This window comes from Pantoea sp. SYBGC1 (assembly GCF_057197005.1).
In genome coordinates this window covers 26,711-47,885 of the sequence record NZ_JBXUNM010000001.1, presented here as the reverse complement: position 1 = coordinate 47,885, position 21,175 = coordinate 26,711, and the positions used below count along the sequence as shown (strand labels likewise).

The window sequence follows — 21,175 nt, the reverse complement described above, 5'->3', positions numbered from 1 at the left end:
CGGCCGGAGGCAGCGATGCGTCCGGCAAGAAAGTCTCCTTACATAAGGCAGGTATATCATGTCCGAACTGAATGAAAAAATGGCAGCAGCCTGGAAAGGATTTAAGGCCGGCGAGTGGCAAACCCGCGTTAACGTACGCGACTTTATCCAGCTGAACTATACGCCGTATGAAGGCGATGAGGCATTTCTCGCAGGTGCCACCCCCGCCACAACGGCACTGTGGAACCGCGTGCTGGAAGGGATCAAAATTGAAAACCGCACGCATGCACCGGTGGACTTTGATACCGATCTGGCTTCAACCATTACCTCGCACGACGCAGGTTATATCGATAAATCGCTGGAAACCATCGTTGGGCTGCAGACTGAAGCACCGTTGAAACGCGCCATTATCCCTTTTGGCGGCATCAAAATGGTGGAAGGCTCCTGTAAGGTCTACGGGCGCGAACTCGATCCGGCGCTGAAAAAAATCTTTACCGATTACCGTAAAACCCATAACCAGGGGGTATTTGATGTCTATACGCCCGATATTCTGCGCTGCCGTAAATCAGGCGTGCTGACCGGCCTGCCTGACGCCTACGGCCGTGGTCGTATCATCGGCGATTACCGTCGCGTTGCGCTCTACGGCATTGACTATCTGATGCAGGACAAAGTGGCGCAGTTCACATCGCTGCAGCACGATATGGAAAACGGCGTGGATCTGGAAGCCACCATTCGCCTGCGCGAAGAGATCGCTGAACAGCATCGCGCGCTGGGCCAGATCAAAGCGATGGCGGCAAAATATGGTTGTGATATCTCGCTGCCGGCTACCACCGCACAGGAAGCGGTACAGTGGACCTACTTTGGTTATCTGGCGGCAGTAAAATCGCAAAACGGTGCCGCCATGTCGTTTGGTCGCGTGTCTACTTTCCTCGATATCTACATTGAACGCGATATGCAGGCTGGCAGGCTCACCGAAGAGCAGGCGCAGGAGCTGATTGACCATCTGGTCATGAAGCTGCGCATGGTGCGTTTCCTGCGCACGCCGGAATATGATGAGCTCTTCTCAGGCGACCCTATCTGGGCGACCGAATCACTCGCCGGTATGGGCGTTGACGGGCGCACTCTGGTGACCAGAAATACGTTCCGCTTCCTGAACACGCTGTACACTATGGGCCCCTCCCCTGAACCCAACATGACCATTCTCTGGTCCGAGAAGCTGCCGCTCAACTTTAAGAAATATGCGGCTAAAGTCTCCATCGATACCTCGTCGCTGCAGTATGAAAATGATGACCTGATGCGTCCTGACTTTGATAATGATGACTACGCTATCGCCTGCTGCGTCAGCCCGATGATTGTCGGCAAGCAGATGCAGTTCTTTGGCGCACGCGCCAACCTGGCTAAAACGCTGCTGTACGCTATTAATGGCGGGGTTGATGAAAAACTCAAAATGCAGGTCGGACCGAAAGAAGCGCCGATTACTGACGAAATACTCGACTTTGACACGGTCATGGCGCGTATGGATCACTTTATGGACTGGCTGGCGAAGCAGTATGTCACCGCGCTGAACGTCATCCACTACATGCACGATAAATACAGCTATGAAGCTGCGCTGATGGCGCTGCACGATCGCGACGTTTATCGCACCATGGCGTGTGGTATCGCCGGGCTATCAGTGGCAGCAGACTCCCTCTCCGCCATCAAATATGCACGGGTAAAACCGGTGCGTGACGCGGATGGGCTGGCCACGGACTTTGAGATAGAGGGCGACTATCCGCAGTTCGGTAATAACGACCCGCGCGTAGACGATCTGGCCTGCGACCTGGTAGAGCGGTTTATGAAGAAAATTCAGCGGCTGCAGACCTATCGCAATGCCGTGCCGACCCAGTCCGTGCTGACCATTACCTCAAACGTGGTATACGGTAAAAAAACCGGTAATACCCCGGATGGCCGCCGCGCCGGTGCGCCGTTTGGCCCGGGGGCTAACCCGATGCACGGACGCGATCAAAAAGGTGCCGTGGCCTCGCTGACCTCGGTGGCTAAACTGCCGTTTGCCTATGCAAAAGATGGTATCTCCTACACCTTTTCTATCGTGCCCAACGCGCTCGGCAAAAATGATGAGGTACGAAAATCAAACCTGGCGGGCCTGATGGATGGCTATTTCCATCATGAAGCGGCGCTGGAAGGTGGCCAGCATCTGAATGTTAACGTCATGAATCGCGATATGCTGCTGGACGCAATGGCGCATCCGGAAAATTATCCGCAGCTCACCATACGCGTTTCAGGTTATGCGGTACGGTTTAACTCGCTGACCCGGGAGCAGCAGCAGGATGTGATCACCCGTACCTTTACTGCCTCACTCTGATGATAAACAGGGCTCCCTGACAGGAGCCCTGCTTCAGAGTGCGTTTTGCCAGCGTGCTGACGCGGGAACGCTGGCAAAACGGACTTCCCTGCTGAGCACAACAGAGATTGTGCTGCCTGAAACAGGCCAAACCGGAGAACCATCGCTATGTCTGCTGTCGGTCGTATTCACTCTATTGAATCCTGCGGGACCGTCGACGGTCCTGGCATCCGTTTTATCACCTTTTTTCAGGGCTGCCTGATGCGCTGCCTCTACTGCCATAATCGCGATACCTGGGATACTCACGCAGGTAAAACAGCGACGGTTGAAGAGCTGATGCGGGATGTGATCGCCTGTCGCCATTATATGAACGCGTCAGGCGGTGGTGTGACCGCCTCCGGCGGAGAAGCGATCCTGCAGGCTGAATTTGTGCGCGACTGGTTCCGCGCCTGTAAGCAGGCGGGCATTCATACCTGCCTGGATACCAACGGCTTTGTGCGGCGCTACGATCCGGTAATCGATGAGTTGCTGGAGGTCACCGACTTAGTGATGCTCGATCTGAAACAGATTAACGATGAGATCCATGAAATTCTGGTCGGCGTTTCCAATCACCGCACGCTCGATTTTGCCCGCTACCTGCAGAAGAAAAACAAACGCACCTGGATCCGCTACGTGGTTGTGCCGGGCTATTCAGATGATGACGACTCTGCACACCGCCTCGGCAGGTTTACCGCCGACATGCAAAATGTGGAAAAAATAGAGCTGCTTCCCTATCACGAGCTGGGCAAGCATAAATGGGAGGCTATGGGGGAAACGTACCAGCTGGCTGGCGTCAGGCCGCCAGCCAGAGAGACGATGGAGCGGATCAAAGCGATTCTGGCAGGCTACGGGCACAGCGTAATGTACTAAACCCCGCGCGCGACCTGCTCTCTGATATTTACACCTGTCAGGCGTGCGCCACCGGCGTCGCATGATGATCGGCTTTGCGCAGCAGCATGACCAGATAGACCAGTGCCACCGCAGCGATCATCACAAACAGCAGCTGGTCAGAGTAACGCTGCATCAGCATTGAAGTCATTGCCGGCCCCACCAGGCTGCCCACGGTATAGCTGAACAGCAGCGCCTGATTCATCGCCACCAGCTCATGGTGCGCAACGGTCTCACAGGCCCATGACATGGCAACCGGATAGAGCGTAAAGCCTGCCAGCCCCAGCACAAACAGTGCCGGAGCCATCGCCGTATCGCCCAGCATCGCCACGGCGCCGAGGATCACGACAAACACCTGCACGCGCAGGACCATCAGGCGGCCAAAGCGATCGGCCAGACGTCCGACGGGCCACTGTCCGATAATACCGGAACTTACCAGCAGCGCCATCCAGTAACCTACTGAAGCATCGCTCATACCGCGATGCGACAGATAGAGCGGCATCAGACCATAGAGCGAGCCCAGCACAATACCGGAAATGATGCAGCCATTGATGCCCAGACGTGAACTGCGGCGGCGCAGCATGCTCCAGATACGCGTAGTGGACGCCTCTTCGCTCTCTCCGGCCGTGCTCACCTGCACAAAAAGCAGTGGCAGCATAGCGCAGACAATCAGCGCCGTGACCCAGGGGATCACGTGCAGCAGTTCAGTGGATACGCTGCTGACCAGCAGCTGTCCGGCTACCGTACCGAGATAATAGACAATCATATAGGCAGCCAGCAGCTGACCGCGGTTACGCACCGTGCCGCTGCAGAGCAGCGCGCTTTCAACCACTACCCAGATTAGCGCGCAGCCCACGCCAGCGCTGAAGCGCAGCAGCGTCCAGCTGGAGAAGCCTTCCAGCAGCACCATTCCCATCGTCGCCAGGGCAAACAGCACGCTGGCAAAATAGAAGCAGCGGTTAAAGCCGTAGCGCGCAATCAGCCAGCCAGCCAGCAGCGTGCCCGCCAGATTACCGGTGTAATAGGCGGAACTCGCCATTCCTACCTGCCACGTAGGCAGCTGCTCGTGAGCAAGCCAGAGCGGCACCAGCGTATTAAGCACAGCGATAGAAACCGTCATCAGCATTAAGCCGCAGAGCAGCAGCAGGACGGGGCGCGACCAGGTAAGCATAAGGATAAAACCAATGGAAAGAAGCGAGAATTGCGCGCAGTTTGCCACTGGAAAATGGAAAGTCAACGAACAGAAAAACAGCACCGCACAATTTGCTGCTGAACAATTTATTTTTTTTATCTTCAGGCGGTTAGAAGCATCATCGCCAGAGCGGAATTAAAATCTATCGCTATGAATTTACAGATTTTTAGCGCTTAACCGCTGCTTCTCTTCGATAACGTTTATTTGTGATAACTTTGCAGCAAAATCAGATTGCTGCGAACGGCATCGCCCATAAAAAAACCCGGCCAGTGCCGGGTTCTTTTTATCAGCATACGATCAGCCGATATACTCCAGACCGCCCATATAAGGACGCAGCACGTCCGGTACGGCAATGCGGCCATCAGCCTGCTGATAGTTTTCCAGAACCGCGACCAGCGTACGCCCTACAGCCAGACCCGATCCGTTCAGCGTGTGCAGCAGACGCGGCTTTTTATCGCTCTTGCTGCGGCAGCGTGCCTGCATACGACGCGCCTGGAAATCCCACATGTTGGAGCAGGAAGAGATTTCACGATAGGTATCCTGCGCCGGCAGCCAGACTTCGAGATCGTAGGTTTTGACTGCGCCAAAGCCCATATCGCCGGTGCAGAGCAGCACTTTACGGTATGGCAGATTAAGCAGCTGCAGCACTTTCTCCGCATGTCCGGTCAGCGCTTCCAGCGCATCCATAGAGGTTTCCGGCGCCACGATCTGCACCATTTCCACTTTATCAAACTGGTGCATACGGATCAGCCCGCGCGTGTCGCGACCGTATGAACCCGCTTCAGAGCGGAAACAGGGCGTATGCGCGGTCAGCCTGATCGGCAAACTCTCTTCTTCGACGATTTCATCGCGCACCAGGTTGGTCAGCGGCACTTCAGCGGTAGGGATCAGCGCATAGTTGCTGCTGCCCGCTTCTTCACCCAGCGGTTTGGTGTGAAACAGATCTTCGCCAAATTTTGGCAGCTGCCCGGTGCCATACAGCGTATCGTGGTTAACCAGATATGGCACATAGGTTTCCAGGTAGCCATGCTCCTGCGTGTGCAGATCGATCATAAACTGGCTCAGAGCGCGATGCAGACGCGCAATCTGGCCCTGCATGACGATAAAGCGAGAGCCGGTCAGTTTAACGGCGGCGGCAAAATCCAGCCCTTTAACAGATTCACCCAGCTCTACGTGATCTTTTACCGGGAAATCAAACTGGCGCGGCTCGCCCCAGCGGCTGATTTCCAGATTCTCACTGTCATCTTTACCCAGAGGAACGTCATCAGCTGGCAGATTAGGCAGCGCCAGCGCAAAATCGCGGATCTCATTTTGCAGCACATCCAGTTCCGCTTTTGCCGCATCCAGACGTTCACCCAGCGTATTCACTTCCTGACGCAGCGGCTCGATATCTTCCCCACGGGCTTTTGCCTGGCCGATGGATTTGGATCGGGCATTACGCTCAGCCTGCAGATTTTCGGTTTCGACCTGCAGTACTTTACGGCGCTCTTCCAGGGAGCGCAGCGTATCCACATCCAGTTTAAATCCCCGGCGTGCCAGTTTTTCTGCGACTGCGTCTGGCTCGTTACGCAGCAGATTGGGATCGAGCATGCTTATCCTGTGTAATAAAAAGTTGATTAAAAAATGAGGGGTTGCATCCCACTGGAATGCAATGAATTCCTTACTCACCTTACCGTAACGCGTTTATCAGCGGTAGCGTTTTATCGGGCTATTTTCATCCTGCTCAGCCAGCCAGGCGAGTTTTTCACCGATCTTCCCTTCCAGTCCGCGCGGCACAGGATGGTAATAACGGACATCGCGCATTTCCGGCGGGAAAAAGACTTCGCCGGCCGCATAGGCGTTGGGTTCATCATGCGCGTAGCGATAGCTTTTACCCAGCCCCATCTCTTTCATCAGCTTTGTCGGCGCATTACGCAGATGATCCGGCACATCGTAATCAGGATGCTCGCGCGCATCGCGCAGCGCCGCTTTGAAAGCCGTGTACACTGCGTTGCTTTTCGGCGCACATGCCAGATAGACAATCGCCTGCGCAATCGCACGCTCGCCTTCTGCTGGCCCGACGCGCGTAAAGCAGTCCCAGGCTGAAATGGCTACCTGCATTGCACGCGGATCGGCATTACCGACATCTTCCGAGGCGATAGCCAGCAGGCGCCGTGCGACATAGAGCGGATCCCCGCCGGCGGTAATAATCCGGGCGTACCAGTAGAGCGCCGCGTCGGGCGCAGAGCCGCGCACCGATTTGTGCAGTGCCGAGATGAGATCGTAAAAGCGATCGCCCTGGTTATCAAAGCGCGCTGCACGCTCGCCAGCCACTTCGGTCAGCAGCTGCGGCGTCAGCTCCCGCTTGCCCTGCGCGCTGACATCTGCCATATCCGCCATCATTTCCAGCGTATTCAGCGCACGGCGCGCATCACCGCTTACCAGTTCGGCAATCATCCGGCGCGTGGCGTCAGGCAGCACGATATCACTGTCACCATAGCCACGAGTGCTATCTTCCATCGCCTGCGTCAGCACCTGCTCAATATCCTCTGTCGTCAGTGATTTGAGCAGATAGACGCGCGCACGCGACAGCAGCGCAGAGTTGAGTTCAAACGAAGGGTTTTCCGTGGTAGCACCGATAAATGTGATGGTGCCATCTTCGATGTGCGGCAGAAAGGCATCCTGCTGGCTTTTATTGAAACGATGGACCTCATCCACAAACAGGATAGTGCGGCGGCCGGCGTGGCGGTTTTGCCGGGCGCGCTCGATCGCCTCACGAATATCTTTTACGCCTGACGTGACCGCTGAGATGCGTTCCACATCAGCATTACCGTAGTGCGCGATGATCTCTGCCAGCGTGGTTTTGCCGGTGCCCGGCGGTCCCCAGAGGATCATCGAGTGCAGCTGCCCGGCTTCAATCGCACGCGGCAGCGGTTTGCCAGGGGCCAGCAGATGCTGCTGGCCGATATACTCCTGAAGCGTCGTGGGTCGCATTCTGGCGGCCAGCGGTTTAAACGCATTTGAAGGGGCAAAATCCAGAGAGAGATTACTCAACTCAACCTCACTGACGCTGGTCGTCTACCGTTACCCCTTTTGGTGGCGTAAAGGTAAATTTATCGGGACTGATAGCACCATTTTTCTGGCTCTTCAGCTGATAGCTGCTGCGCTGGCCATCCTGCTCAACCGCGCTGAACTGATTGATAGTGCCCGATGACGATACGTTAATGGTAAACTGTTTCAGGTTACCGTCGCTGTTTTTCGGCGTCAGTTCAAAGCTGTCACCCTGCTGTTTGATGTTGTACTGCTTCCAGTCGCTGGGCTGGTTACGGGCAATAAGCATAAATGGCGTATTGCTGGTGGCATTCTGCAGCAGGCTCACGCTGGCCTGTTCAACAAACGGATTGTAGAACCACAGATTTTTGCCGTCGGAGACAATAACGCTCTCATCCGGCGCCGTCATGTGCCAGTTAAACAGGCTGGGACGCTTGACCCACAGCTCACCTTCACCATCCTGCACATTGGCACCGCTGCCGTCGGTGACTTTCTGGCTAAAGCTGGCATGGAAGCTGTTTACTTTATTCAGGCGCTGCTGCAGGTCGCCGGAGGCATCCGCCAGAGCTGATGCTGAAACAAAACCGGCCAGCAGGCCACAGGCAATAACGCGTAATTTCATCTGATTCGATTCCTTATTCACTGTTCCTGATACTCACTGCTATTAAACGTAGTTGCCGTATTGTCTCTTCGACAGAAGAAAAAGCCGAAAGGTCCCAAAGATATGGGGATTGCGCAACAGATAAACAATGGGCCAGTTGTTAACTGGCCCATCAGGAAAGTTGTGCTGTCAGCCGGCGTTACATCTCATGTGGCGGCGGTGAAAGCACCTCGCGGTTACCGTTATGGCCCGGCTCAGAAACGATCCCCTGCGCTTCCATCTGCTCAATGATACGTGCCGCACGGTTATAGCCGATACGGAACTGACGCTGTACACCAGAGATAGAGGCGCGACGTTTCTCAACCACAAAGGAGACGGCCTGATCGAATAGCGGATCGAGCTCTTCATCACCATCCATCCCGCCTGCGCCGCCTTCGCTCTCCTCGCCCGCGGTGATGCTGTCGATATACTGCGGGCGTCCGCGCGCTTTCCAGTCCTGCACAACAGCATGCACTTCCTGATCGCGCACGAAGGCGCCGTGCACGCGTACCGGCATTGAGGAGTTAGGTGGCATATAGAGCATATCACCCATTCCCAGCAGCGATTCTGCGCCGCCCTGATCGAGGATGGTACGCGAGTCAATCTTACTTGATACCGTAAAAGCGATACGCGTAGGAATGTTGGCTTTAATCAGACCGGTAATCACGTCAACCGACGGACGCTGGGTCGCCAGCACCAGGTGAATACCGGCAGCACGGGCTTTCTGCGCCAGACGCGCTATCAGCTCTTCTACCTTTTTACCCACCGCCATCATCAGATCGGCAAACTCATCCACCAGCACCACGATATAGGGCAGCTTTTCCAGTACGGGTGGCGTCATGTCCATGCTGTCACCCGGCTTCCAGAACGGATCGGGAATCGGACGGCCCATCGCCGCAGCCTGCTCAATCTTTTCGTTATAACCGGCGAGGTTACGTACGCCCAGCGCAGACATCAGTTTGTAGCGACGCTCCATCTCCACCACGCTCCAGCGCAGCGCGTTAGCAGCGTCTTTCATGTCGGTGACCACCTCGGTAAGCAGGTGCGGGATCCCTTCATAAACTGACAGCTCAAGCATTTTCGGGTCGATCATGATAAAGCGCACCTCTTCCGGTGTCGCTTTATAGAGCATGCTGATGATCATGGTGTTAACGCCAACCGACTTACCGGAACCGGTGGTACCGGCAACCAGCAGGTGTGGCATTTTAGCCAGATCGGCGACAACAGGCTGTCCGGAGATATCTTTACCCAGCACCACTGACAGAGGAGAGGGATTATCGCGGAACTTATCGCAATCCAGCACTTCACGCAGATAGACCGTCTGACGATGTTTGTTCGGCAGCTCAAGTCCAACGTAAGGTTTACCGGGGATCACCTCTACCACACGCACTGCCACGGCTGAGAGTGAACGCGCCAGATCGCGGGAAAGGTTTGAGATCCTCGCCGCTTTAACGCCCGGCGCCAGATCGAGCTCAAAGCGGGTGATCACCGGACCCGGAGAGATCCCCACCACTTCCGCTTTTACCCGGTAGTCAGCCAGACGCGCTTCTACCAGGCGCGCCGTCTGTTCCAGAGCAAACATATCCACCGGCTCTTCTTCTTCCGGTGGAGCCGTCAGCAGCTCAAGTACCGGAAGCGGCGTGGAAGGTTTTTCCAGCGGTCGTTCATGACGCACCAGGAAAGGGTGAAACAGACTATCCTGCGCCGGTACAGCCGGTGCTGCGGCAGGCTCTGCTGCAAATCCGGCGCTGCCCGCTTCACTGTATGAAGGCGGTGAGGCCGGCTCTGCGGACATAGCAGGTTCTGCTGCCGGTGCGGCTGGCCGCTGCCACTGTGCGGCGGGTTCCGCTGCCGGTGCGGCTGGTTCTGCGGCCGGTACGGCTGGCTGCTGCCATTGTGCTGCGGGTTCTGCGGCCGGTGCGGCTGGCTGCTGCCACTGTGCTTCAGGCTCCGGCGTTGCCGCAATAGTAAACAGCGGTTCACTCGGCGTATCATCAACCAGATCTTTCATCGGCGAGAAGTCAAAAGCGGCTGAGGTATCCAGATTGAACACCGGCGCTTTTTCTTCCTGCGGTGCGCTGTAGCGCTGCTGCTGCTGCGCCGCAAACTGGCTCGCCAGCTGCGCCTGATGCTGTGCCTCCTGATCGTCCTCTTCAGTATGCGACTCCCAGCTTTCACCATAGCGCTGCTGCTGCTGTGACTGAAATGCATCACGCAGCTGCGCTTCCTGAAGCGTAGCCTCTTCCTCATACTGCGGCTGATGCAGCGTGGCGCTCACGTCAGGCTGTTGCTGCTCGGCTTCTTCGCGCGCTTTCTCTTCTGCCATACGCTGTGAAGGCAGTTTGATGCCATAAGAGGCGAGTTCACGTCGGGTCGGCAGTTTAACTTTGTTAGGTCGCGGCAGCTCCGGACCAATCCCCTGTTTTACCTGCGGGTTACGATCGCGCTCAGGCACAATGTCAAAAACAGGCGACAGCGACTCTTCCGCACGCTGTACGGCAGCAGTGGCAGCACCTGTGGCCGCAGCGGCCGTAAATGCAGGGGCAGCAGCAGAGAAGCGATCGGCACTTTGCCAGTCGCCCATGCGCGGGCCATCTTCATCCGGTGCAGCAGGCGACGCGACAGGCTCTGCCGGCAGTTCAAAATGATAAAGCGGTGGCGTCTGTGGTGCTGGCGTGGCGGTCACAACCGGTTGCGATGTGACCGGCTGCGGCACGGCAGCCTGCGTAACTGCTGGCTCCGCCGTCAGTGCAGGTTCTGCTACGGCAGCCGGAGCGGGCGGCGCCTGACGGGCAGCTTCACTGACAGCAGAAAGCGCCGCAGCGGTTGCGCCGGACGCTTTGACCAGCAGCGGTTCGCTGGCCAGCTCAGCAGAGAGTGCAGGTGCAGGTGCAGGTGCAGGCGCTCGCGGCGCAGCCAGCAGAACATCCTCTTCGTCAGCAGCCTGAGACGCTACAACCGGACGCGATGGGACATCCGCTTCCTCTTCATACTCATCCTCTTCCCAGCGATCGTCATGACGAGAGCGGTTGCTGGCAAATGTCAGCACGCCCATCACCACGCTCCCGATTTTTTCAGCGATAGCGAGCCATGACCAGCCGGTATAGAGCGTGATGCCTGCGGCCCAGATACAGAGCAGCGTCAGCGTGCCGGTTGCACCATGCAGCCACGGCGCCATGGCATTGCTGACCAGACTGCCAATCACCCCGCCTGAGGCAAAGTACCAGATATCATCCACGTTCAGTGCAGCCAGTCCGCAGGTGGTCACCACCAGGGCCAGCACGCCTATCAGACGCAGTCCAACGGCAAAATAGTCGATATAATCCTGCCGATCGCGCTGACGGAAAGTGATCCAGCACAGCCCCAGGATAACGGGTGGAATGGCATAGGCCATCACGCCAAAGATAAACAGCAACGTATCTGCCAGCCAGGCACCCGGGCTACCCCCGATATTGTGGATAGGTTCATGCCATGCGGTCTGAGACCAGCTGGGATCGGAAGGGTTAAAACTGACCAGTGACACCATCAGATAGATGGCGAACAAGGCTACAAGGATGAGCAACGCCTCGAGCAGACGACGTCCACTGCTCAGCGGTTGTAACGAAACATCTTTATCTTCTGTGTATTCCTGGCTCAAGAGAACTCTCCAGGTGCCTGTAAAATAAGAAGGCAACAGCGCCGGAAGAGCCCGACGCTGGTCCTGTATGAATTCACAGGAGTGTACCTAAATCCTGCACGCTTTGCACCTTCCCTGCGTTAGCGGGTTTTTATGACCAGCCGGTTACTCTGTTTTACCTCTTCCATCACGACATAGGTACGGGTGTCATTTACGCCTGGCAGGCGCAGCAAGGTTTCTCCCAGCAGTTTACGATAGGCAGACATATCAGGCACGCGGGTTTTCAGCAGATAGTCAAAGTCACCGGAAACGAGGTGACACTCTTGAGTTTCCTCAAGTTTTTGCACTGCTGCGTTAAATTGCTCAAACACGTCAGGGGCACCGCGATTCAGAGTAATCTCAACAAATACCAGCAGGGATGCATCAAGGTAGTGCGGGTTGAGCTGAGCGGTGTAGCCCAGGATAAAACCCTGTCGCTCCAGACGGCGAACACGCTCAAGGCATGGCGTTGGCGATAGGCCTACGCGCTTGGAAAGCTCAACATTGGAGATACGACCATCTTTTTGCAGTTCATTCAGGATATTTCTGTCGATACGATCCAGATCTTTTCCGGGGCGCTTTTTATTGTCTACCATTATTATTGTCTCTCTTAATTCCTTCCCTATGCCTGCCACAACCCTGAAAAATGCGTATTCCAGAGCCTTACTGAATTGAAGACTATAAGCCTGTGCAGTCGCGCACCATCCGTATGACGCATGCTGTCTGTCCACATCATGCGTCACTACCAATGTCAGGCTGAGATTTTCTGACGCCACTGCGCAAAACAGCACTGAATTACCGTTCTGAACCGCCAGAGACTCTCTGCTTCTTCCAATGTTTTCGCAAATGCGCAGGCGATTGTCAAAGTAAAACATCTAAATTCAGTACAAGATGCCAGATACCGTGCTGGAGCCCTGTTTTTAAATGATATTTTCAGGGCAACGATGCTTTTTATTTACTCAGAATGCACTCTTTTAGCGCAACACTGCAGCAGAGATGCGTTTCATCGTCTACGCCGCTTGCAGCAATCGCTAACAAAATGGTGCAAAGCTTTTTTTGCTGTCCTAATTTCCCTACAATCAAAATTACTGTTGTCAGAAACACACTGAGGAATGCATGAGTACGGCCAAACACAGCAAACTGCTTATTCTGGGCTCAGGCCCAGCCGGTTATACCGCTGCAGTTTATGCGGCACGCGCTAACCTGAATCCGGTTCTGGTTACCGGTCTGGAAAAGGGCGGCCAGCTTACGACGACCACCGAAGTTGAAAACTGGCCAGGCGACCCGCATGACCTGACCGGGCCGTCGCTGATGGAGCGTATGCATGCGCATGCCGAAAAATTCAACACCGAAATCCTGTTCGATCATATTCATACCGTTGACCTGCAGCAGCGCCCTTTTCGCCTGACCGGTGACAGTGGCGAATATACGGCGGACGCCCTGATTATTGCGACGGGTGCCTCTGCGCGCTATCTGGGTCTGCCTTCTGAAGAGGCATTTAAGGGCCGTGGCGTCTCTGCCTGTGCAACCTGCGACGGGTTTTTCTATCGCAACCAGAAAGTTGCGGTGATCGGCGGAGGCAATACTGCTGTTGAAGAGGCACTCTACCTTGCCAACATCGCGTCTGAGGTGCATCTGATCCACCGTCGCGACACCTTCCGCGCAGAGAAGATTCTGATCGACCGGCTGATGGAAAAAGTGCGCAGCGGCAACATTGTGCTGCATACGCACCGCACGCTGGAAGAAGTGACCGGTGATCAGATGGGTGTGACCGGCGTGAAGCTACTGGCAACTAACGGTGAGCCTGCAGAATCGCTTGAGGTCGCAGGCCTGTTTGTCGCCATCGGCCACAGTCCAAATACCGCTATTTTTGAGGGCCAGCTGGCGCTGGAGAATGGCTACATTAAGGTGCAGTCCGGCCTGCACGGTAACGCCACGCAGACCAGTATTCCGGGCGTCTTTGCCGCAGGCGATGTGATGGATCACACTTATCGTCAGGCGATTACCTCTGCCGGTACCGGCTGTATGGCAGCGCTGGACGCAGAGCGCTATCTGGATGGTCTGGTTAAAACCGATCGGTAACGTGTTAATAACCTGATCATAATCAAAGTAAGGCGATCTGTTCAGGTCGCCTTTTTTATGTACCGCGTGCTAAAGTGCTGCCGATCGCAATAACCGGATACTTTATCAGGTTTTCGCTTTGTTTCAGAAGAGCAGACGACAGTATGAATAAATCACGGCAAAAGCGCCTGCTGAGCTGGTTACGGCAGCAGCGGGCTTCCGGTGCTACCGCCCTGCAGCTGGCTGCGCTATGCGGCTTTGCCTCCGCACTCGTCCTTATCGCCCAGGCGTGGCTGATGGCTACGCTACTGCAGCAGCTGGTCGTCTCCGATCGGCCCCGCTCGTCGCTGGTCACTCATTTTCTGCTGTTGCTGTTCTGTTTTCTGTTGCGTGCCGGCTTTAACTATGGCCGGGAGATGGCAGGCTTCCGCGCCGGTCTCGCCATCCGGCGGGCGCTGCGGCGCCAGCTGCTTGATCGCATCGATGCGCTCGGACCGGCCTGGATACAGGGCAGGCCTGCCGGCAGCTGGTCAACGCTGCTGCTTGAGCAGATTGAACAGCTGCAGGAATATTATGCGCGTTATCTGCCACAGATGACGCTGGCGGTCGTAATTCCCTGCGCAATTCTGGTAGCTGTGTTTCCCGTTAACTGGGCTGCAGGGCTGATTCTGCTGGTTACCGCTCCGCTGATCCCGCTATTTATGGCGCTGGTGGGCATGGGTGCAGCGGATGCCAGCCGGCGTAACTTTCTCGCGCTATCGCGCCTGAGCGGCGATTTTTACGATCGTCTGCGCGGACGCGATACGCTGCGGCTGTTTCACCGCGCAGCGGCTGAGAAACAGGCTATTGCCGCCAGCACCGACAGCTTTCGGCAGCGGACAATGGAGGTGCTGCGCCTCGCTTTTCTCTCCTCGGCGGTGCTGGAATTTTTCGCCTCGCTGGCGATTGCCGTTGTCGCCGTCTATTTTGGCTTTTCATACCTTGGCGAATTTGATTTTGGCCATTACGGTACCGGCGTAACGCTGTTTGCCGGCTTTCTCGCGCTAATTCTTGCGCCGGAGTTTTTCCAGCCGCTGCGCGATCTGGGCACCTTTTATCACGCCAAAGCGCAGGCGGCAGGCGCAGCAGATGCGCTGGAAACCTTCCTGCAGGCGACACCGGATGCCTGGCCACAGGAGCCGGTTCGCCCGTGGTGTGACGAGGAGCCTCTGACGCTGACCGCAGAGGATCTGGTGGTAATGAGTCCTGGCGGCCACGCGCTGACGCAGCCGCTTAATTTTACCCTGCGCGCAGGCTGCCGGGTCGCGCTGGTCGGTGAAAGCGGCGCAGGCAAAACCGTGCTGATGAACGCGCTGCTCGGTTTCCTGCCCTGGCAGGGCGTGCTGCGGGCCAATGGCGTGGATCTGCGTCATATCGATCGTGCAGGCTGGCAGCGACAGCTTGCCTGGGTGGGACAGAATCCGCAGCTGCCCGCACAAACGCTGCGCGATAACCTGATGCCGGATCGGCCCGTTGAGGAGAGCAGACTACAGGCTGTATTAGCCCAGGCTGGCGTAAGCGCATTTCTGACGAGCCTGCCGCTGGGGCTGGATACGCCGACTGGCGAGGATGGCGTCGGGCTTTCCGTTGGTCAGGCACAGCGGATTGCGGTTGCCCGCGCGCTGCTGAAGCCGGCAAAACTGCTGCTGCTGGATGAACCGGGTTCAGGCCTGGACAGTACCAGTGAATATCACGTCATGCAGGCGCTTAATCAGGCGGCACGGCAGCAGACGACGTTAATGATTACGCACCAGCTGCACGATCTGGCGCAGTGGGATGAAGTGTGGGTCATGCAGCAGGGTGCGCTGGTACAGCGGGGAAGCTGGCAGCAGCTCAGCAGGGAGCCCGGGCTGCTGCAGGAGATGATTCGGCAACGTCAGCAGGAGGTTCCACTGTGCGCTCATTAATGCCTTTTCTGCGTCTGTTCCGGCAGCACCCCTGGCGCCTGGGATTGGGGATCGCGCTGGCTATCCTCACCCTGCTTGCCAGTGTGAGCCTGCTTACGCTCTCGGGCTGGTTTATGGCTGCTTCCTCGCTGGCAGGGCTGGCCGGACTCTACACCTTCAACTATATGCTGCCGGCAGCTGGGGTGCGCGGTGCCGCGATTATACGCACCGCCGCGCGTTATTTTGAGCGTCTTGTCAGTCATGACGCCACTTTCCGGGTGCTGCAGCATCTGCGTGTCTACACCTTCAGCCGCCTGATGGCGCTGGCACCTGAGCAGCTGTCGCGCTTTCGTCACGGCGAACTGCTGAATCGTTTTGTCAGCGATGTCGATACGCTCGATCATCTCTACCTGCGTATTATTTCGCCCCTGGCGGGTGCGGCAGTGGTCATTATCGTCGTAACCTGCGGTCTCTCTCTGCTCAGCCTGCCTCTGGCGCTGCTCTTAGGCGGCTGCATGCTGCTGACCCTGCTGCTGCTGCCCGCCCTCTTCTGCTATTTTGGTCAGGCTTCCGGCGCGCGTATCGCCCGTTCTCAGGCGAGCTGGCGGCTGCAGCTTGCCGGCTGGCTCATGGCCCAGGCTGAGCTGCAGATCTATGGTGCGGCAACGGCCTGGCGTCAGCGGCTGGACAGCACAGAGCGGCAGTGGCAGCACGCGCAGCAACAGCAGCATCACCTGCAGGCGTTTGCGCAGAGCCTGCTGCTGCTGATAGCCGGTCTGACCGTAACGCTGCTGCTGTGGGTGTCAGCTGATTCTGTCGGGGGCGCAACGATTGCGCTGTTTCTGTTCTGTGGCCTGGCGGCGTTTGAATCGCTGGCACCGGTTGCCGGCGCTTTTCTGCCGCTGGCGCAGGTCAGCAGCGCCGCCCGGCGCGTACAGGAGATTATTGACCAGCCGCCTGCCATCCATTTTCCGCCAGCCATGCAGGATACGGCGCCGGGTATTAGCCTTACGCTGGATAACGTTTCATTTAGCTATCCGCAGCGCCCGGAGCCGGTATTGGCGCATTTTTCACTGCAGCTGCGGCAGGGCGAACGTATCGCTCTGCTCGGCCCGACCGGCTGCGGTAAATCGAGCCTGCTGGCGCTTATCACCCGCAGCCGGGAAGCCACCGCGGGTACTATTCAGCTGAATGATACTCCGCTCTCACAGTGGGATGAGACCAGCCTGCGGCAGCGTATCAGCGTGGTGACGCAGCGCGTGCATCTTTTCAGCCAGACGCTGCGGGATAATCTTTTACTCGCGCGCCCCACTGCCAGCGACAGTGAGCTGACTGCCGCTCTGGCACAGGCCGGGCTCGGCTTTCTGACTGAGCAGCCTGACGGTCTGGATAGCTGGATGGGTGAAGGTGGCAGACCCCTTTCCGGCGGCGAACTGCGGCGCCTGGCCATCGCCCGCGCCCTGCTGCACAATGGCGATCTCTGGCTACTGGATGAGCCTACCGAAGGACTGGACGCCAAGACCGAGCAGCAAATTCTGCAATTACTGCTGCGGGTCAGCAAGGGTAAAACGCTGATTGTGGTGACACATCGCCTGCAGGGTCTGGAGAAGATGGATCGCATCTGCGTCATGGATCAGGGTGCCATTGTGGAATCAGGTTCTCATAACGAATTAATCTCAAAAGCGGGTCGCTACTGGCGTTTCCGTCAGCGCTTTGCGTTATAGTCTGGAGATGACGCTTTTGAGTAGCTGATGCCATGAGACTGGTACAACTTTCACGTGATTCACTGCACTTTCCGCCGCCGGAAATGGCGCTGCGCGAACCAAACGGTTTGCTGGCTATGGGCGGCGATCTCTCGCCTGCACGTCTGATTAACGCCTACCAGCACGGTATTTTCCCCTGGTTTTCGCCCGGCGATCCGATTCTCTGGTGGTCGCCCGATCCGCGGGCCGTGCTGATGCCAGACGCCTTTCATCTCAGCCGGAGCATGGCGCGTTTTCACCGTCGCTCTCCCTATCGCGTGACCATGAACCACGCCTTTGCACAGGTAATTGAAGGCTGCGCGACCGGACGTCAGGAGGGCACCTGGATCACTTTTGAGGTCAAACGCGCCTGGCTGCGCCTGTATGAACTGGGGCATGCGCACTCTATTGAAGTGTGGCATGAAAACAGCCTGGTCGGGGGCATGTACGGTCTGGCGCTCGGCCAGATGTTCTGCGGAGAATCGATGTTCAGCCGGCAGGAAAACGCCTCGAAAACCGCGCTGTGGGTATTTTCGCAGCACTTCCGGGCTCATCAGGGCAGGCTTATCGATTGTCAGGTGCTTAATCCCCATACGGCATCGCTCGGCGCAACGGAAATTCCGCGCGCTGACTATCTGCAGGAGCTAAAAAAGCTGGCGTGGCAGCCGGTTGCTGAAGGGTGCTGGCAGACGCAGACCCTTTTTTAGCCCTCTCCGCAGATGTTTTGCACACAAATCCACATAAAAGTGATACAATAAGCGAGTTTGGTATGTCGTCCGCGCTTCGCTGTGGCGAGCCGGAATTGCCAGGCTGGGAATCTCACCTGTTTCCTGAAACTGTTTCATCCGCCCCTGCCGGGCCGGCTGCTGCAGATTCTTAGCCCGCTAATCCCCCGCAGACGTCAACAACACCCGAATTTATCCGTACTGCTCGCGCGACAGCGCGACGCACGGCGAAGCGTTGGCAAAAACAGCCAACGTTTCTTTACATAAATCATGGAATTCGGCATTATCTTGCCGGTTCAACAGTTTGGTAGTTCACCCAGAGGATTCGATGGCCAAAGAAGACAATATTGAAATGCAGGGTACCGTACTGGATACGTTACCTAACACCATGTTCCGCGTAGAGCTTGAAAACGGGCACGTGGTTACCGCTCATATCTCCGGTAAAATGCGCAAAAACTATATCCGCATCCTGACGGGTGACAAAGTCACTGTAGAGTTGACCCCGTACGACCTGAGCAAAGGCCGCATTGTCTTCCGCAGTCGCTAAGCTGCTGCACACGTCGCGGGCTGGTTAAGTTCCCAGCCGCAAAAAAAGGCCGGATAATTATCCGGCCTTTTGTTTTATTGCCCTGCCGTTAGTGCACAGTGCCTTCCGTTTTGCGCTTTTCTGCGCTCAGGAAGTGGTAGGTAAGCTGATTTTTTTCTTTATCCAGCGCCACTGACACTGAGCCACCATCCACCAGCGAACCAAACAGCAGTTCATTGGCCAGCGGTTTTTTCAGGCTTTCCTGTACCGTACGCGCCATCGGACGCGCGCCCATCGCTTTATCGTAGCCTTTTTCTGCCAGCCAGTCGCGCGCGTCGTCGCTCACTTCCAGTGAGACGCCCTTCGCATCCAGCTGCGCCTGCAGTTCAACAATAAACTTATCGACGACCTGATGGATCACCTCAGCAGAGAGATGACGGAACCAGATAATGTTGTCGAGACGGTTGCGGAACTCTGGCGTAAAGATCTTTTTGATCTCCCCCATCGCATCCGTACTGTTATCCTGCTGAATCAGGCCGATTGACTTACGTTCGGTTTCGCGTACGCCGGCGTTAGTGGTCATGACCAGTACCACATTGCGGAAGTCCGCTTTACGCCCGTTGTTGTCGGTCAGCATGCCGTTATCCATAACCTGCAGCAGCAAATTAAAGACATCCGGGTGCGCTTTCTCGATTTCATCCAGCAGCACCACAGCGTGCGGATGCTTGATCACCGCATCCGTTAACAGACCGCCCTGGTCAAAGCCCACATAGCCAGGAGGTGCACCAATCAGACGACTGACCGTATGGCGCTCCATATATTCCGACATATCAAAACGCAGCAGCTCAATGCCCAGCGCTTTCGCCAGCTGCACGGTGACTTCTGTTTTACCTACCCCGGTCGGGCCGGCGAACAGGAAAGAGCCGACCGGTTTGCGATCCTGCCCCAGACCAGCGCGGCTCATTTTAATCGCTTCGGTCAGAGCCTCAATCGCATTATCCTGGCCAAATACCAGCATTTTCAGGCGGTCGCCCAGGTTTTTCAGCGTATCGCGATCGGTGGCCGATACGCTCTGTTCCGGTATACGTGCAATCCGTGCCACAACCGATTCAATATCGGATACGTTAACGGTTTTCTTACGCTTGCTCACCGGCACCAGACGCGCCCGCGCGCCCGCTTCATCGATGACGTCAATGGCTTTATCCGGCAGATGACGATCGTTGATATATTTTACCGCCAGCTCTACCGCAGCACGCACGGCTTTAGCGGTATAACGCACGTCATGATGCGCTTCATACTTCGGCTTCAGTCCGTTGAGGATCTGCACGGTCTCTTCAACCGAAGGCTCGGTAATATCAATTTTCTGGAAGCGGCGCGCCAGTGCGCGATCTTTCTCGAAAATATTGCTGAACTCCTGATAGGTTGTGGAACCCATCACGCGGATTTTACCGCTGGAGAGCAGTGGCTTAATCAGGTTAGCGGCATCCACCTGCCCGCCCGATGCCGCACCGGCACCGATGATGGTGTGGATCTCATCAATAAACAGGATGCTGTTGTTATCCTGCTCCAGCTGTTTGAGCAGCGCTTTAAAGCGTTTTTCAAAATCGCCGCGATATTTGGTGCCCGCCAGCAGAGAGCCGATATCCAGTGAATAGATAGTGCACTCTTTCATCACTTCCGGTACATCACCCTGCACAATACGCCAGGCGAGCCCTTCAGCAATCGCGGTTTTACCCACGCCCGATTCGCCCACCAGCAGCGGATTGTTTTTACGCCGGCGGCACAGCACCTGCACGGCGCGCTCCAGCTCTTTTTCGCGCCCGATAAGCGGATCGATACCGCCAACGCGGGCAAGCTGGTTAAGATTGGTGGTGAAGTTCTCCATACGCTCCTCCCCGCCTGCCTGCTCTTCATTGACCGGATTGTCCGCGTTATTCTGCGACTGGCCGGGCTCATCTTTACGTGTGCCGTGAGAGATGAAATTCACCACATCGAGACGGCTGATTTCATGTTTGCGCAGCAGATAAGCCGCCTGCGACTCCTGCTCGCTGAAAATGGCAACCAGGACATTGGCGCCTGCAACTTCACTGCGACCGGAAGATTGAACGTGGAATACCGCCCGCTGCAGCACGCGCTGGAAGCTGAGCGTAGGTTGCGTATCGCGCTCAGCTTCGCCGGCCGGCAGCACCGGCGTGGTTTGTTCGATGAAGGCTTCGAGTTCCTGACGCAGAGCCACAATATCCACCGTACAGGCTTCCAGTGCCTCTCTGGCCGACGGGTTACTGAGCAGTGCCAGTAACAGATGTTCGACGGTCATAAACTCGTGACGGTGCTCGCGCGCTCTGGCGAAAGCCATGTTTAAACTGAGTTCCAGTTCTTGATTGAGCATTTGGCACCTCCCCCAATTATCGCTCTGACTGCCTGTTTCCTAT

The 21,175-nt window shown here is 56.5% G+C and carries 15 protein-coding genes; 8 read left to right on the top strand and 7 right to left on the bottom strand.

Annotation, left to right across the window (positions count from 1 at the left end; all coding sequences use genetic code 11):
- The first annotated feature begins 58 nt into the window (after positions 1-58).
- Positions 59-2,341: a formate C-acetyltransferase gene (gene pflB / locus AC2CF9_RS00220; RefSeq protein ID WP_484555991.1), complete on the top strand. Its 2,283-nt coding sequence runs from the start codon at positions 59-61 to the stop codon at positions 2,339-2,341.
- Positions 2,342-2,488: 147 nt separating this feature from the next.
- Entirely contained in the window at positions 2,489-3,229 is a 741-nt protein-coding gene (pflA, locus tag AC2CF9_RS00215) for a pyruvate formate lyase 1-activating protein (protein WP_039383546.1), read from the top strand.
- Positions 3,230-3,266: 37 nt separating this feature from the next.
- On the opposite strand, the gene AC2CF9_RS00210 is transcribed toward pflA, so the two are convergent.
- A complete protein-coding gene (locus AC2CF9_RS00210; RefSeq protein ID WP_039383545.1) occupies positions 3,267-4,418 on the bottom strand; it encodes an MFS transporter in 1,152 nt (383 codons plus the stop codon).
- A 13-nt stretch (positions 4,419-4,431) separates the two neighbouring features.
- On the opposite strand from AC2CF9_RS00210, the gene AC2CF9_RS00205 reads away from it, so the two are divergent.
- A complete protein-coding gene (locus AC2CF9_RS00205; RefSeq protein WP_158530719.1) occupies positions 4,432-4,578 on the top strand; it encodes a hypothetical protein in 147 nt (48 codons plus the stop codon).
- A gap of 158 nt (positions 4,579-4,736) precedes the next feature.
- Here AC2CF9_RS00205 and serS read toward each other — a convergent pair whose 3' ends face one another.
- From serS to lrp, 5 genes are all read right to left on the bottom strand, one after another.
- Complete coding sequence (gene serS / locus AC2CF9_RS00200; protein WP_094111486.1) at positions 4,737-6,029, bottom strand: serine--tRNA ligase; 1,293 nt, start codon at positions 6,027-6,029, stop codon at positions 4,737-4,739.
- 96 nt (positions 6,030-6,125) lie between these two features.
- On the bottom strand, positions 6,126-7,472 hold the full coding sequence (locus AC2CF9_RS00195) for a replication-associated recombination protein A (RefSeq protein WP_484555990.1): 1,347 nt from the start codon (positions 7,470-7,472) through the stop codon (positions 6,126-6,128).
- A 7-nt stretch (positions 7,473-7,479) separates the two neighbouring features.
- Complete coding sequence (gene lolA / locus AC2CF9_RS00190) at positions 7,480-8,091, bottom strand: outer membrane lipoprotein periplasmic chaperone LolA (protein ID WP_039383538.1); 612 nt, start codon at positions 8,089-8,091, stop codon at positions 7,480-7,482.
- A 178-nt stretch (positions 8,092-8,269) separates the two neighbouring features.
- The gene (locus AC2CF9_RS00185) at positions 8,270-11,746 is read right to left on the bottom strand and encodes a DNA translocase FtsK 4TM domain-containing protein (protein ID WP_484555989.1); all 3,477 of its coding nucleotides are present in this window, start codon (positions 11,744-11,746) and stop codon (positions 8,270-8,272) included.
- A gap of 119 nt (positions 11,747-11,865) precedes the next feature.
- Positions 11,866-12,360 (bottom strand): leucine-responsive transcriptional regulator Lrp, encoded by a 495-nt coding sequence (gene lrp, locus AC2CF9_RS00180; RefSeq protein WP_006118610.1) that lies wholly within the window; start codon positions 12,358-12,360, stop codon positions 11,866-11,868.
- A 520-nt stretch (positions 12,361-12,880) separates the two neighbouring features.
- Between lrp and trxB the strand changes: the two genes are divergently transcribed.
- The 5 genes from trxB to infA all read left to right on the top strand — a co-directional run bounded on the left by trxB (position 12,881) and on the right by infA (position 18,764).
- Positions 12,881-13,846: a thioredoxin-disulfide reductase gene (trxB, locus tag AC2CF9_RS00175; protein ID WP_039383533.1), complete on the top strand. Its 966-nt coding sequence runs from the start codon at positions 12,881-12,883 to the stop codon at positions 13,844-13,846.
- 143 nt (positions 13,847-13,989) lie between these two features.
- Positions 13,990-15,771: a heme ABC transporter permease/ATP-binding protein CydD gene (gene cydD / locus AC2CF9_RS00170; RefSeq protein ID WP_484555988.1), complete on the top strand. Its 1,782-nt coding sequence runs from the start codon at positions 13,990-13,992 to the stop codon at positions 15,769-15,771.
- Positions 15,759-17,474 (top strand): heme ABC transporter ATP-binding protein/permease CydC, encoded by a 1,716-nt coding sequence (cydC, locus tag AC2CF9_RS00165; protein WP_150017239.1) that lies wholly within the window; start codon positions 15,759-15,761, stop codon positions 17,472-17,474. Before cydD ends, cydC begins: the two co-directional genes overlap by 13 nt.
- 32 nt (positions 17,475-17,506) lie before the next feature.
- Positions 17,507-18,199 (top strand): leucyl/phenylalanyl-tRNA--protein transferase, encoded by a 693-nt coding sequence (gene aat, locus AC2CF9_RS00160; RefSeq protein WP_150017238.1) that lies wholly within the window; start codon positions 17,507-17,509, stop codon positions 18,197-18,199.
- Between the two features lie 346 nt (positions 18,200-18,545).
- Positions 18,546-18,764 (top strand): translation initiation factor IF-1, encoded by a 219-nt coding sequence (gene infA / locus AC2CF9_RS00155; RefSeq protein ID WP_002211347.1) that lies wholly within the window; start codon positions 18,546-18,548, stop codon positions 18,762-18,764.
- Positions 18,765-18,852: 88 nt separating this feature from the next.
- On the opposite strand, the gene clpA is transcribed toward infA, so the two are convergent.
- Positions 18,853-21,132: an ATP-dependent Clp protease ATP-binding subunit ClpA gene (gene clpA, locus AC2CF9_RS00150; RefSeq protein WP_484555987.1), complete on the bottom strand. Its 2,280-nt coding sequence runs from the start codon at positions 21,130-21,132 to the stop codon at positions 18,853-18,855.
- Positions 21,133-21,175 lie beyond the last annotated feature (43 nt).

Bases quoted from the DNA above. Each gene is read 5' to 3' on its own strand.
- cydD (WP_484555988.1), top strand. From the start codon at position 13,990: ATGAATAAATCACGGCAAAAGCGCCTGCTGAGCTGGTTACGGCAGCAG.
- AC2CF9_RS00205 (WP_158530719.1), top strand. From the start codon at position 4,432: ATGGAAAGAAGCGAGAATTGCGCGCAGTTTGCCACTGGAAAATGGAAA.
- trxB (WP_039383533.1), top strand. From the start codon at position 12,881: ATGAGTACGGCCAAACACAGCAAACTGCTTATTCTGGGCTCAGGCCCA.
- serS (WP_094111486.1), bottom strand. From the start codon at position 6,029: ATGCTCGATCCCAATCTGCTGCGTAACGAGCCAGACGCAGTCGCAGAA.
- lolA (WP_039383538.1), bottom strand. From the start codon at position 8,091: ATGAAATTACGCGTTATTGCCTGTGGCCTGCTGGCCGGTTTTGTTTCA.
- pflA (WP_039383546.1), top strand. From the start codon at position 2,489: ATGTCTGCTGTCGGTCGTATTCACTCTATTGAATCCTGCGGGACCGTC.
- pflB (WP_484555991.1), top strand. From the start codon at position 59: ATGTCCGAACTGAATGAAAAAATGGCAGCAGCCTGGAAAGGATTTAAG.
- AC2CF9_RS00210 (WP_039383545.1), bottom strand. From the start codon at position 4,418: ATGCTTACCTGGTCGCGCCCCGTCCTGCTGCTGCTCTGCGGCTTAATG.
- aat (WP_150017238.1), top strand. From the start codon at position 17,507: ATGAGACTGGTACAACTTTCACGTGATTCACTGCACTTTCCGCCGCCG.
- infA (WP_002211347.1), top strand. From the start codon at position 18,546: ATGGCCAAAGAAGACAATATTGAAATGCAGGGTACCGTACTGGATACG.
- clpA (WP_484555987.1), bottom strand. From the start codon at position 21,132: ATGCTCAATCAAGAACTGGAACTCAGTTTAAACATGGCTTTCGCCAGA.
- lrp (WP_006118610.1), bottom strand. From the start codon at position 12,360: ATGGTAGACAATAAAAAGCGCCCCGGAAAAGATCTGGATCGTATCGAC.